Here is a 13338-nt window from a genome sequence, read left to right on the forward strand (position 1 = left end):
GTGAACGTGTGGATGTCTGAACGTAGTTACGTTCGTAGATCCCTAACCCTGAACCTTGATAACCTGTTTGGCGGATGCATTGCGAAAAAATGAGCGGCGCGAGGACCGACCGCCGGGAGGTCCGCACCTTTGGATCGCCGAAGGCTGTCCGCCAAACAGGTTCTGAACCCTGAACTTTGAACCCTGAACCTTGAACTATCGCTACGGCCCCCAACGAAGAGCCATGCCGGCGATTGCGGCGCCACCGCCCGAGGCGATGAGAAACACCAGGTCGCCGGCCGACAACATTCCCTGCGCGTCCGCATCGGCCAGAGCCATCGCGATGCAAGCATTTCCGGTGTAGCCGAAACGGTCCATCACGTTGTGCGCCTTCTCCTCCGGCAGGTCGAGGCGTTTCAGCGTCTCTCGGATGCTCTCGATGTTGATCTGCGTGAAGAAGTACCGGTCGACGCCCTGCGGCGTCACGTCGAGGTCATCGCACAGTTCGTGGACAAGCCGCGTCCAATGGTCTGGATTGAAGCCGTCGGGGAATTTCTTTCTGAACTCCAGCTTCTGCACCCGGCTCGGTGCGCCGTCGCCCTCTACATTCGGCGAGATCGGAGCCGCCGCGCCACCCGTGTAGATGCCCATGTACTCGGCGAACTGGCCTTCGGATTTCAACTTCGACGTCAGAATTCGTCCACCATCGTCCGCCTCGGCAGCACCTCGCCCCTTCAGTACGGCTGCACCAGATCCATCGGCGAACAGCGACGCGACGTTCTTCTGCTCGTAGTCGATGAAGCGGCTCATCAGGTAGGCGCCGACGACGAGAACATGCTCGTACGATGCGTCGGCCTCGACGAACTTCCGCGCCGTGTCGAGCGCCGTTACGAAGCCCGCGCAGGCGGTGTTGAGGTCGAACGTTGCGGCATTCACGGCGCCGAGCTTGTCCTGCAGCACGGCGGCCGTTGAGGGCGAGAGGTAGTCCGGCGTATCGGTCGACACCACGATCAGATCGATGTCGGTGGCATCGACTCCAGCCTTTTCAAGCGCCATTCGAGACGCCTCTGCAGCAAGATCGCTCGTCGCCTGGTCCTCGGCCGCGTACCGCCGCTCCTTGATGTTGCGACGCTCCCGGAGAAAGCTATCGACATCTTCGCCGTACAGCTCGTTGAAATACTCGTTCGGCACGACGCGCTCCGGCGCATACAGTCCCGTCCCGATAATCGATGCCGTTCGCATGAGCTACTTGCTGGTTGTTCGTTGTAAATCGTAGATCGGATCGACACCCGATCCTCCCACTCTCCCCTTCTCCCATTCTCCCTTTCTCCCCTTCTCCCTTTCTCCCACTCCCCGTTTCCCAACCGCCCTCACAAAACCAGTCCGCCATCGACAGACAGCACCGCTCCGGTGATAAACGAAGCGTCGTCGCTCGCGAGGAAGAGGTACGCATTGGCGATATCCTCCGCGGTGCCGAGACGTCCGAGCGGGGTGCGCCCCTTCAGCTGATCCAACACCTTCTCCGGCACCGTGTCAACCATCGGTGTTTCGATGAAACCGGGTGCCACGGCGTTAACGGTCACGCCGTCGCGGCCAAACTCTCGCGCCCACGTCTTCGTCATCCCGATCACGCCAGACTTCGTCGCAACGTAGTTCGTCTGGCCAAAATTTCCGTACAGCCCGACGACGGAAGCGGCATTCAGCACGCGACCGTGGTCCGACTCCGCGAGGTGCGGGCGCGCTGTTTTCGTGGTATTGAACACCCCCTTCAAGTTGACGTCTACGACCTGATCGAACGCCTCCTCACTCATTTTCTTGAGCGTGGCGTCCCGCGTGATGCCCGCGTTATTGACGAGGATGTCGACGCCGCCGTACTGCTCCACGGCATGATCGACCATTGCCTGGACCTGTTCGCTGTCGGTAACGTCGACAGCCACGAACGACGCGGTGCCGCCATCCGCTTGAATGCTTTCGACGACCGCCGTCCCCGCTTCGGCGTTGACATCGGCGACCACGACGTTAGCACCTTCCTCGGCAAACAGCCGGGCCGTCGCTCGCCCGATTCCCTGACTCGCTCCGGTGATGATTGCTGTGCGGCCGTGCAGACGTTGCTGAGGGGTGCTCATAAACCGATAGAATACGTTTGTGCAAGAAAGTCCTGCTCTGACATCACAATCCTGAATAGACGGGCGGTGGGCGGTAACCGGTGCTACGACATCCCGGCCACACGTCCCACGAAACCGCCCGCCATCCAGGAAAAGCGAGAAACTACAAGTTGAGGCCGTCGAACGTGTAGGTGGCAGACATCCAGAAGAGGCGTCCGGTGACCGGTGCCCCCAGAACATCGGGCGTCTCCGTATCGAAGAGGTTCGACACGCTCGCCTTCACCTGCACGCCCGTTTCCGGAACCGTGTATCCGGCAGTGAGCCCCATCGAGAACCGTCCGGGCACCTCGCCATCCTCGTAGAAGTTGCTGCTGACCCAGTGCGAGCCAGAGGCAAACTCGTATGCGGCATGCCAGCGACCGGAGGCGCTCAAGAACCAGCCGTCGAATCCGAGATCACGCACTGTGGCGGACCCTTTCGCCTTTGTCGTCGGCACGTTCAGTAGAAGAGGATTGCTTCCGCTGTCCCCTTCCTCGAAGTCAGCCAGCTCAATGAGCGAGAGGTTTCCGGACACGTTAAAGTGGTCGTTGAAGTACACGTTGATGCCGGCGTCCAGGCCGCGCACCGTTGCCTCACCAAAGTTGACGTAGGTGCTCAGACCGTTGAAATTGTCATTGCTTCCGGGCGCGTCCACCGGCGTACCATCCGCATAGAACGGGATCTCCGTGAAGCCATTGGCGACCGACTGCAGCGGGCTGATGAAGTTGTTGTACCACGACTGGTAGGCCACGATATCGAGGAAGACGCTCTTGCCGAATACACCTTTGTAGCCCACCTCGATCGAGTTCACCTCCTCCGGGCTGAGCGCGCTGATCTCGCGGATGACGTCGCCATTCGGATCGCGAATCTCAAAGCCTGTGTAGTTGCCGAGTGCATTGACGACATACCCAGGAGGAACTCCGTTACCCGCGGGAATCGGAATGGGAATGAATAGGTTGCCTTCCAGAACGGTCGGGCTCTTGAACGCGCGGTTGTATCCGACGCGCACGTTCTGATTCGGGAGGACGCTGTAGACGATGGCCGCCTTCGGGCTGATCTGCGTGTCGTACTCGCTGTGATCGTCAACACGGACCGCTCCGTTGATCCGGAGAGCGTCCGTCGGCCGATAATCAAGTTGCAGATAGCCGCCAACCTCCGTCGCGTCGAGGTCACGGCCAACGGCATCGGCGAGGAACGTGCCGTCGGAGTCCGGTAGGTAGCGACGGCCCTGCGCGCCCGTTACAATGTCGAGCGACCCGGAGCCGAGTCCGACCGTGTTGCGATACTGAATCTCGGAGTCCCAGAGTTCGCCGCGATCCACAAATTTGTTCGCCTCACGGAGGGAAGGAAGCTGATCCAAAGCGGTTTGGCGTGCCTGCTCCGGACTCGCGCCGCCGGCAAGCTCCTGGCCGTAGATGATCGATGCGCTCGATGCCACGCCGTTAATTTGATACGTGTCACCGGCATCGTTGGACGTGTGCGTGACCTGCGCAAACCAGTTCTCGTTGCTGACCTGCAGGTTCTGATACTGCACCTGCCAGCCGCGAATGTGGTTACGGCCGTTGTTGGTCAACCCAAAGTTGTCGTTCTCCGAAAAGCCGTATGCGAAATTCGCCTGCCAGTCATCCCCAAAGCGGTAGTAGAGGCTTCCCTCCGCCCGAATCGACTCAATGTCGTAGTCGCCGACCAGCTCGCTCTCATTGAAGACGGGCGTGTAGAAGTGCGTCGAGTCCGATGCCGACGCGTTCGGCCCGCCGCTCGGCGGGGCGAAGTCGTCCGCCGTCATGTATTGACCGGTCAGCTTCCAGCCGAACGTGCCATCGCCAAAGGTACCAGCGGTTCGGCCGTTGATGTCGAGCAGGCTCTGCTGTCCGCCGCGCACGTTCAACGCCACGCCCGACTGATCCCACGGATCCTTCGTGATGACGTTGACGACGCCGGTGTGCGCGTTCGGTCCGTAGAGTGCCGACGCCGGGCCGACGACGACCTCGATCGACTTCACATCCAGCTCGGAGGTCGGCAGGAAGTTGCCCTGCGGCAACCCCGTTCCTGGCAGTTGGGCCACGCGGCCGTCCTTCATCTGCAGCATGCGGGTGTTGAAATGATTGTTGAACCCGCGCGCCGAGATGCCCTGACCGTTGATGCCGACATTCACGAAGTCGACGCCTTTCACGGTCGACAGTGCCGAGAGATACGTGCCGCCGCCGGAAACATCCAGCTCGTCCGCGCTGATGGCCTCGATCTGAACCGGCGCATCGAGCAGCTTCTCCGGACGCTTCGACCCGGTCACCACGACCTCGTCGCCAACGAACGTCCGGGGCGTCAGAACGACATCGACGACCGTCTCCTCTCGATCCGTAACGGAAATCGTCCGACGCTCATTTTCATACCCGATGAACGTCACGCGGAGCGTGTATTCCCCAACCGGAACGTTCTCAATGCGATAGGTACCGTCCGCACCCGTGCTCGTCCCACGCTGGAGTCCTTCAATTAACACGTTTGCCCCAGTAAGGGGCTCTTCCGTGTCGAGCTCGAGCACAGCACCCGAGATGGAGCCCGTGGCTTGCGCCTGCTCCTGTGCCCAAGCGTCCGCCGTGCCGGCAAGGCACAGAGCACATACGACGATGAACCATAACAGGGGATTCTGGCGATTCATGGCAAGCCTCCTTGATTGTCCGCATGGCTGACTGCTGGCATCAACTCCGCGCCAGACGGCGGGAGTCATTATTTCTTACGTTTGTAATTTTCGAAACGACCGATCACTACTGCCTCCGGTTGTCGAGTCGATAGCGCCTTTCCCAGCACGCACCCCCAACAGCTCGGGCCTGTTTTGATCGTTTTGAATTTACCAAACGTTACACGGACGATAGAAAGCGCTTCCGAGAATGTCAAGGAAGCATCAACATTTCCCACAGAGAAGAAGAAGCCAGCCCACGTACCACAATCCCTGAACCTCGTGGTCTCGGCAACATCGGTAACACCAGAAAGACCATCCTGACTTTTCTTTTCTGGTTCACTTCGATGGTCGGACCGCCTTCCCCCTTCGAAGGAATCAAGCGTCGCACGGCCGTGCGACGCTATTTGGTTTAATATCTCCGTCGGCATTCCCTTCAGGTCATTCGGCAACCCGCCGAACCCTGAACCTTGAACCCTGAACTCTGAACTCTGAACCGTGAACTCTGAACCGTGAACTCTGAACCGTGAACTCTGAACCCTACGCCGCTCGCTCCTCCTCAAGTCGCTTTTCTTTAATCTCCGTCCACCGATCTGAGAAGTCCTGGTAGAACGACTCCATCAGCTGATAAAACGCCTTCATGTGCTCCAGATTGCGGATCGTCTCCTCCCGCCCGGATGGACCCTCAGCGCGAATCCGCGAGAGAAAACGCTCGGCCAGTTCCCGGTTTTTCTGGACCGTCGCCATGTTGAACTTAAAGTTGTTCAGGAAGAGGTCCGGGTGCGCAATATAGTAATTGCGTCGGTTCACGGGACCATTGACCTTCCGCGCCAGGCCGATGTCGTCGATTCGGCGCACGGCAATCGAGATCGGACCTTTTGAGTGACCGAGCAGCTCGACCATATCGTCGAGCGACACCGGCTCGTCCTGGGTGAGAAGAAGTCCAACAATAAGACCCTGGAGGCGCTTCAGTCCATATGACTCGTAGATGTTGCCGAATTCCTCGATCAGGTCGTTTTCGGCGGGGGTCAGCGAGCGATCGTGACTCATGGAGGTGGGCAAGAAGAAGAAAAACAGAGGTCCGTCACCCCGGTGGAAACCGCGTCCGTCTCGACGATCCGCGCCTAACCGGTGCGCACACGACAACACTTAGCCCCCGTCGATAGTTGCGCGCATGACAAAAATGCGCCTTCTCATGGCTAACACGGCCTATTTTCATTTCTGCGACCGTCTTTGGGATCAATAAATTACGCAGTGCGTCATAAACGATAGACAATGACGCGATGCGTTATTTCACCAAAAGGGAAGCCTTTCATGGCGCGACTCATCAAGCGGTACGAAAACCGAAAGCTCTACGACACGGAGGCGAGCGAGTACGTCTCTCTCAGTGACATCGCCGCCCTGGTGCGAAGCGGCGATACCGTGCGCGTTGTCGACAATGCGACAGGGCGAGACCTGACCGCGCAGACACTCACGCAGATCATTTTAGAGGAAGGAAAACGCGGCACGCACGCCATTCCGTCCGATATCCTCCACCAGTTGTTGCGCCGAAGTGAGGAAGCGATCGATGTCGGCTTTGAGCAACTTCGCTCCACGGTGGATGATCTCGTACAGAGCTCATTTGGGCGCCTTCGTCGCCTCGTGCAGGGTCCCCACGCGGAAGAGCTGGAGGAGCTCCGCGGTCAGTTACGTTCGCTGGAGCAACAACTCTCCACCATCCTCGGGGACCTTGAGGAGCGCGAAACGGCCGCCGATCCGTCCGATGCAAACCGTTCGTCCATGTCAACGACGGACGATTCCGCAGAGGATGATCCGGAGCATGTAGAGCCGTAACGATGGACTCACCGCCATCAGGTGTCTCCCACTTCACATCCGATCCGTACCATCACATCCCATCCTACCATGAGTACCAAAGCGAAAAACTCGAACCTGCAGGACGAACTCACCCGCCGCGGACGCGACGTCTGGCTCGCTGGCCTCGGTGCCCTCGCCACGGTTGAAGAAGAAGGAACCAAAGCGTTTAACTCGCTTGTGGAGCGGGGAAAAGGCTTTGAAGAGAAAGGCCGCAAGCAAATTGAGGACGCGATAAGCAAAGCGTCCAAACAACGTGACGAAGCCCTTTCTGATGTCGAACGCGCCGGTGAAGAAGCGCGGGAATACATCTTCAACACGGTGGACCGTGCGCTCGACCGCTTCGGCGTCGCCACCCGATCGGAGGTCGATAAGCTTACGAAGCAGGTGAGCAACCTGAACGACAAAGTCGACAAACTCACGAAAACGCTCCGAGACGGGACGAAGACCAAGAAGAAAGCCTAATCGAAACGATGCAGGCGGCCGGGACGACGCCTCGTCCCGGCCCACCTGCGCTCCTACACTTTCTCTGGAACCCTTTTTGCAACTGGCGGATGTATCCAAGCGTATACGATTTCGCGCCAATGCGCTCAATTTTGTAATCCATCGATGGAACGCACCTGCGCCTCACGGAAGTAAACCTGTCTTGATGAGGTGCTTTTAACCGATTCGTCCCTGATCGGGCATCCAGCGAGTTAGAACGGAACGTCGGCTGGAACCGCTTTCATTACAAATGGATACGGCGCATTGCCTTCAATGGAGATTCTAAGAGGTTGACCGCATGAGAAGCAACGGAACGTCCAACTCTCCCCGAATCGGTCTCGCCTGCGCCGGCGGCGTCGTTGAGGGGGCTATTTATGAGGTCGGTGCGTTGCGCGCGCTCGATGAGGCCGTCGATGGCGCTTCGCTCCACGAACTCGACATGTACGTCGGCGTCAGCTCCGGCGCACTGATCGGCTCGTTCCTGGCGAACGGCGTCCCCACACACGAACTTACCCGCGCCATCGTCTCGGCTGCGTCGGACCCTTCCCTGAACGTCGAGCCCGAGGTCCTCTTTCGACCGGCACTCAGCGAGTACGCCGGACGCATCAAGAAACTGCCGGGAGCTCTCCTTAACACGCTCAAACATTACGCATGTAACCCGGGCGACTTATCGCTACTCGGGCTCGTGTCTACCCTTGGCTCGCTCGTCCCAACCGGCATCTTCGACAACTCTGGACTGGGCGAATTCTTGGAGCGTGCCTTCTCAGAAGGTGGCCGCACGAACGACTTCCGGGAGCTTCGAGCGAAGCTTTTCGTGGTGACGATGCACCTCGACTCGGCCCGCATCGCAGTATTTGGCGAGCCGGGGCTTGATCATGTGCCGATCTCCAAAGCGATTCAGGCTTCAACGGCCCTCCCCGGGCTCTACTGCCCGGTCGAAATCGATGGCCAGTACTATATCGATGGCGTTGCACGACGCACCGTCCACGCCAGCGTCGCCCTGGATGCCGGAGCCGAACTGCTCTTCTGCATCAATCCGATCGTCCCGGTGAACGTGCAACTTGAGCAGCATGCCGATCGCCTGTTGAAGCGCGACGGAAGCACGCTCGTCGACCATGGCCTCCCATCGGTTCTGTCACAAACGTTCCGCGCGATCGTGGACTCGCGCAAGCAGACCGGCTTCAAGAAGTACGAGCACACGCACCCGGACGCGGACCTCATTTTGATCGAGCCCGAGTGCGATGACACCAGCCTGTTCTTCTCGAACATCTTCAGCTTCCAAAATCGCCACGACGTGTGCGAGCACGCCTACCAGGCGACGCGCCAGCACCTCCTCCGTCGAGCCGATGAGATTGCCGCGAAGCTCGAACGCCACGGACTTCGCCTCAACGTGGAGCGCCTTGAGGATGAATCACGGTCGGTCTTCGACCCGGAACCCGGCGCCCTGCCTTCCGGCTCCCTCAACGGCGACGCGAACTCACCGAAGGAGGTATTCCGGGAAACCGGGCGCGTGCTCGACCGCCTGGACGCAATGATCGATCAGATTCAGGCTGCAGCCTGAACGTGCCCCCTTTCTCTGGCGCCGATTGTCTGCCGGTCACACGTTCGTGGCCGGCTTTTTTGTTGCCCCCTCATCACGACCATCGTGAGCTACGCGCGGGCATCACGGTCGCCCAACCTCAGCCGACTGAATCGCATCAGGAAAAGGAGCGGTCCGGAAGCGGGTCATCCTTAAGCGACCAACGATACGACCCCTCCATCGCCCGGCGCTCCGACTCGGATAGACCGCGATACCCGCATGGCGGACGCCGTATTTCTCGAAGCAGGGCAACCGCCAACCAGCCCAGGGGCACGTACCACGACGCAAGATCCAGGTCTTTCATTAGACCACGCCAGCCATGGGCTTCCTCTGTTCGCCGGACGTTTCGCTCGTGATGTCCGTAGGAAACCGGCCATCCAAATGGAGTGGCCCCGAAGGCCCGCTTCCCGAGGTGACGAAGATGACGCAGAAGATCGGATAGATCATACGGCTTTTCTCCGTGCTCATCGACCGCATCGTCCAGCATCGACTGGCTCCGTCTGCGTACCTGCTCCGCCACGCGGGCCAGTTCGCGACGATCCGGGTCCTCTAAATCCGTGCATCCGGCGTCACGAAGCATCTTGCGGACGTTAATCGGGTCCTGGATGACGAATGTCATCTGGCAGGGAAACGCCAGGTAAAAGGCAAAGGGCAGCAGGGCTGCGATCGGTGCAATCGGAAGCGGAACGAACGGAACCCCGAGATACTTTCGCGACAGGCGGTCGAGCGCGTCAAACGTGATACTGGCCGGGTTGACCCACTCCGCATTGACGATGCTGACGGGATATACCGGTGCGTCGTGCCGCGCGGCCATTAGAACGAAACTCCGCGAGAAGGGCTGAAGCTGATACCGCCGGAGAAAGCCTTTCGCGATACCCGGTACGCCCTCCGGATAATAAATCAACCGATCGCCGCGGTCCAGAAGACGATCGAAGTTGCCAACGGTCATGTCGACCCCGCCCACGCGGCGCCACCAGTTATCCATGTCGAAAGGCCGCATCCACCACGTCGCCGCCAGCTCGGGCGTGTACACCGATCGAAACTTGCTCTCCTTTGTTAGTCCGTCTTCGCGCCACATCAACGCGTCGAGCACGATGGCGTCGTGAGGAAAGGCATTGCCACTGTGATTCGGTGCAACGACGATCGGTCCGTCTGAAGGCAGCTTCTCCTGCCCGATCAGCCGCGCACGGAAGTAGTGGTCAATGATATCGTACATCGGCCCGTCGTCGGCCAGCCGGTACAGATAGTCCCAGTCGATGGGGTCATGCGGTGCCGAATGCCGACCGCTGCGTCGTGACGTCCTCGTCTGATGCGAACTCGCCTGGTGCGCATCGCCGGAGGCACGTTCTTCTGAACGAGTCGCCGATGAGCGACCCGAATGCGACGCTGCCGGACCATCAACGGCTGTCCGGTTGTCGGTCGAGTCGTCACGAGAAGAGCGTGATCGATCCATAGCACGGAGGACGTCTGGCGAACAGTCCGAGAGATGAAATGGGCAGCGCCGGGTTCATAGCAACCTACGTGACAGCACGGGCGGATGCCAACTATGGCCCACGCATCCATCATGTGCGATGGGATCGTCGATACGCTAATCACCCGACGCACTGATTGCGGGGCGCGAAAACAACAACTCGTAACACCATCACAAGATGAGAGGCTGTTGACCCATCCAAGCGCGTTCAATGTAGTTTTGGCGCCCCCGACGATCATCCTGAGGCTGAAATGAGCACCTATCTCCCGGTTCTTTCCACCTCAAGCAAGAATAAAGGCCGACTTAAGGGTGAGATCCACTACCTTCTCTGACCGCCCAACCCAAGCTCTCCCCTCACGTCTCGATTTCATGCGCGAACTGATTGCCGCCCCCTCGCTGTCCGCTCTATCCCAATCGACCGGCTCTTCCCTCTCGGTGACAACCGACGACGCCCCTGTCGTTCTGCGAATTGCAGACGTGCAGCCGGCCTCAAGCCAGCAGGAGGGCTACGAAAGCTTCTCCCTCATCCTGACCGGGCCCGGGAGCTTACCAAGCGGCGTCTACCGTGTGGAGCATGATGCTCTCGGCCCGTTCGACCTGTGCCTGAACCCGACGTGGGCGAATCACGGCAACCCCGAGACCTGGGAGTACGAGGCGGTTTTCAATCGGGCCGTGGCGGCGGAAACGAAAGAAGTTGTAGAATCTTCCGCCTTACAGGAAACGTCGTCGCGGCGAGGGTTCTTCTCACGAATGGCTGCAGCAGCGGCCGGCGGGGGAATCATCACCGGGCTCTTCGGTAGCGATTCGGCACAGGCGCGACCAACGGAACGATCCGCCGGAGTCTCCGGTGCCCCTCTGGCTTACGAGCCCCTCATCGGAGGCATTGGAATGTTCGGCGGCAACTTCGCCCCTCGAAACTGGGCCAACTGCGATGGACAGCTTCTGGCGATTTCGCAGAACACCGCGCTCTTTTCCATTCTCGGCACCATCTACGGCGGCGACGGTCGGACAACCTTTGCAGTGCCCGATCTGCGTGGTCGCGTGCCGATTCACGCCGGACAGGGCCCCGGTCTCACCTCGCGAAATCAAGGCCAGAGTGGCGGCACGGAAACCGAGACGCTCGCAGCCGCGCAAATCCCGAACCACAGCCACCCGGCGTCGCTCCCCGTCACATCCGCAGAAGGAGATGCCACCTCCCCCGACGGAAACGCGCTCGGTGCCCAACCGAACTCACGCGGCACGCAGCCGATCTACAGCACCAACGCAACCAACGGAACGATGGACGTGAATAGCGCGGCTGTCGGCGGGTCGCAGTCCCACAACAACATGCCGCCCTTCGCCGTGATTCGCTACGTCATCGCGCTCACGGGCATTTTCCCGTCCCGCAACTAACGGCTATAGGCGATCACTTCCATCGTTCTCTTTCCCTATCTGCCGTTATCCATGTTGTCGACGCTACTTATCACCTACTGCAGACGGATCGTTTGTCTTGCGGCTCTTTTCACCCTCTGTTGCGGTCCGAACGCATCCGCACAGTACGCAGAACAGACCGGTACGAATAATCCATTCGACGGCATCACCGCCCTCTCCTCGGCAAACGCGCTGGACGCCGTCGCGGGAGACTTCGACTCCGACGGCGACATCGACCTGCTCGCCTACGACGGCTCGAGTGAACGCTTTTACCAGAACGATGGAACGGCCACGTTCACCGAGCAGACCGGCGCTCAAAACCCATTCGACGGCGTCGCCCTCGTTTTCGGCACACGCGGTCGGACCTTCGTAGGAGATGTGGACGGAGACACCGACACCGACATCGTTGACTTCCGACCGGCGACGGGCACGTTCGCTTTCATCGAGAACACGGACGGATCAACGTACACCGACCAGACGGGCACGAACAATCCATTCGACGGCATCCAGGTCTCGGGTAACCAGACATCTGTGGATGCCGTGTTTGGAGACTTCGACACGGACGATGACATCGACCTCCTGGTCTTCGACGGCTCTACGGAACGGTACTACGAGAATGACGGGAGCGGCACCTTCACAGAGCAGACCGGCGCGTCGAACCCATTCGATGGGATCGCTCAGGCCTTCTGGACGAACACCACGACGCTCGTTCGGGACTTCGACGGCGACGGGGATGTGGACCTCGCCTCGCGGGACGGCTCAGCCAGCGGGACCGCCGCGTGGATCTACATGGAGAACACGGACGGCTCGACATACGCGGACCGGAGCGGCGCCGCCTTTCCGCTCGACAACGTGGCCGTTGACGCCACACAGAATAGCGTCGCGATCACCACGGGCGACTTTAACCTGGACGGGTCGCTGGACCTGCTCGCCTACGAGGGCACCAGCCAAACCTTTTACGCAGGCGACGGAGCGGGAACGTACACGGCTCAGACGGGGACGAGCAACCCGTTCGACGGCGTCACACCAGCCCTTCAGGTATTCGCAACGACTCTTCCGGTGAACGTGAATCCGGTGGTCGATGACGACATCGACATCACCTTTGGTGAGAATGACGCACTCCGTTTCATCGAGCGAACGGGCCAGGGCGTTATCCCCGTCGAACTCGCCCGCTTCAACGGCCAGATGGACGGAGACGCGGTTCAGCTTACCTGGGAAACGTTGTCTGAAACCAACAATGCCGGCTTCGACGTGCAACGACGCATTAGCACGACGTCGAATGCTCAATCCGGCATGTGGACGACGCTACAACACGTCCGCGGTGCCGGCACTACGAGCACCCCCCAGAACTACCGGTTCACCGATTCTGCAATCCCGTTCGACGCCAACTGGATTACATACCGGCTGCGACAGATCGACATTGACGGCACCACGGCCCTGTCTGACGAAATCCGGATCCGCCCTGACGCACTCAAGCAGCTCACGCTTCGTCCCGCCTACCCAAACCCGGTGCGCGAATCCACCACCATCGAATTCGGCACCCCGGACGCCCGGCGCGTCACGCTTCAGCTCTTTGACGTAATGGGACGAAACGTCCGCACGTTGTTCGAAGCAGACGTGGTGGGCCGCGAGTCCGTCACGATTCGCACAGACGGTCTGGCGAGCGGTCTCTACTTCGTCCGACTCCAGTCTGAGGGTCAGACACGCACCGAGCGATTCGTCGTCGTCCGCTGACCGGTTGCCGTTC

Annotated in this window: 10 protein-coding genes and 1 pseudogene; 6 read left to right on the plus strand and 5 right to left on the minus strand. The window is 59.9% G+C overall.

Annotation, left to right across the window (positions count from 1 at the left end; all coding sequences use genetic code 11):
- Window positions 1-201: 201 nt before the first annotated feature.
- The 4 genes from CRI94_RS14590 to CRI94_RS14605 form a co-directional block, all read right to left on the minus strand.
- Window positions 202-1221 (minus strand): 3-oxoacyl-ACP synthase III family protein, encoded by a 1020-nt coding sequence (locus CRI94_RS14590; protein ID WP_098077404.1) that lies wholly within the window; start codon window positions 1219-1221, stop codon window positions 202-204.
- A 128-nt stretch (window positions 1222-1349) separates the two neighbouring features.
- The gene (gene fabG, locus CRI94_RS14595; protein WP_098077407.1) at window positions 1350-2105 is read right to left on the minus strand and encodes a 3-oxoacyl-ACP reductase FabG; all 756 of its coding nucleotides are present in this window, start codon (window positions 2103-2105) and stop codon (window positions 1350-1352) included.
- Between the two features lie 142 nt (window positions 2106-2247).
- Window positions 2248-4779, minus strand: a complete 2532-nt coding sequence (locus CRI94_RS14600; protein WP_179862334.1) for a TonB-dependent receptor — start codon at window positions 4777-4779, stop codon at window positions 2248-2250.
- Between the two features lie 558 nt (window positions 4780-5337).
- Window positions 5338-5847 (minus strand): GbsR/MarR family transcriptional regulator, encoded by a 510-nt coding sequence (locus tag CRI94_RS14605; protein WP_098077413.1) that lies wholly within the window; start codon window positions 5845-5847, stop codon window positions 5338-5340.
- Window positions 5848-6111: 264 nt separating this feature from the next.
- Here CRI94_RS14605 and CRI94_RS14610 point away from each other — a divergent pair, with 264 nt between their 5' ends.
- From CRI94_RS14610 to CRI94_RS14620, 3 genes are all read left to right on the plus strand, one after another.
- Window positions 6112-6630, plus strand: a complete 519-nt coding sequence (locus tag CRI94_RS14610; RefSeq protein ID WP_098077417.1) for a polyhydroxyalkanoate synthesis regulator DNA-binding domain-containing protein — start codon at window positions 6112-6114, stop codon at window positions 6628-6630.
- 69 nt (window positions 6631-6699) lie between these two features.
- Window positions 6700-7113: a phasin family protein gene (locus tag CRI94_RS14615; protein WP_098077419.1), complete on the plus strand. Its 414-nt coding sequence runs from the start codon at window positions 6700-6702 to the stop codon at window positions 7111-7113.
- Window positions 7114-7429: 316 nt separating this feature from the next.
- On the plus strand, window positions 7430-8692 hold the full coding sequence (locus tag CRI94_RS14620; RefSeq protein ID WP_098077421.1) for a patatin-like phospholipase family protein: 1263 nt from the start codon (window positions 7430-7432) through the stop codon (window positions 8690-8692).
- Between the two features lie 136 nt (window positions 8693-8828).
- Here the strand turns inward: CRI94_RS14620 and CRI94_RS14625 are convergent, their stop codons facing one another.
- Window positions 8829-10163 carry a 1-acyl-sn-glycerol-3-phosphate acyltransferase gene (locus CRI94_RS14625; protein ID WP_098077423.1) on the minus strand — a complete coding sequence of 445 codons (1335 nt, stop codon included), beginning with the start codon at window positions 10161-10163 and terminating at the stop codon, window positions 8829-8831.
- A 387-nt stretch (window positions 10164-10550) separates the two neighbouring features.
- Between CRI94_RS14625 and CRI94_RS18180 the strand changes: the two are divergent.
- The 3 genes and pseudogenes from CRI94_RS18180 to CRI94_RS14635 form a co-directional block, all read left to right on the plus strand.
- A pseudogene (locus tag CRI94_RS18180) lies at window positions 10551-10832 on the plus strand (DUF6916 family protein); the annotation flags it as partial.
- Window positions 10833-11069: 237 nt separating this feature from the next.
- The gene (locus tag CRI94_RS18100; protein ID WP_179862342.1) at window positions 11070-11573 is read left to right on the plus strand and encodes a tail fiber protein; all 504 of its coding nucleotides are present in this window, start codon (window positions 11070-11072) and stop codon (window positions 11571-11573) included.
- Between the two features lie 51 nt (window positions 11574-11624).
- Window positions 11625-13325, plus strand: coding sequence for a T9SS type A sorting domain-containing protein (locus CRI94_RS14635; RefSeq protein ID WP_098077426.1), 1701 nt, complete (start codon window positions 11625-11627; stop codon window positions 13323-13325).
- Window positions 13326-13338 lie beyond the last annotated feature (13 nt).

The organism is Longibacter salinarum (assembly GCF_002554795.1).
GTDB classification, from domain to species: Bacteria; Bacteroidota; Rhodothermia; order Rhodothermales; family Salinibacteraceae; genus Longibacter; species Longibacter salinarum.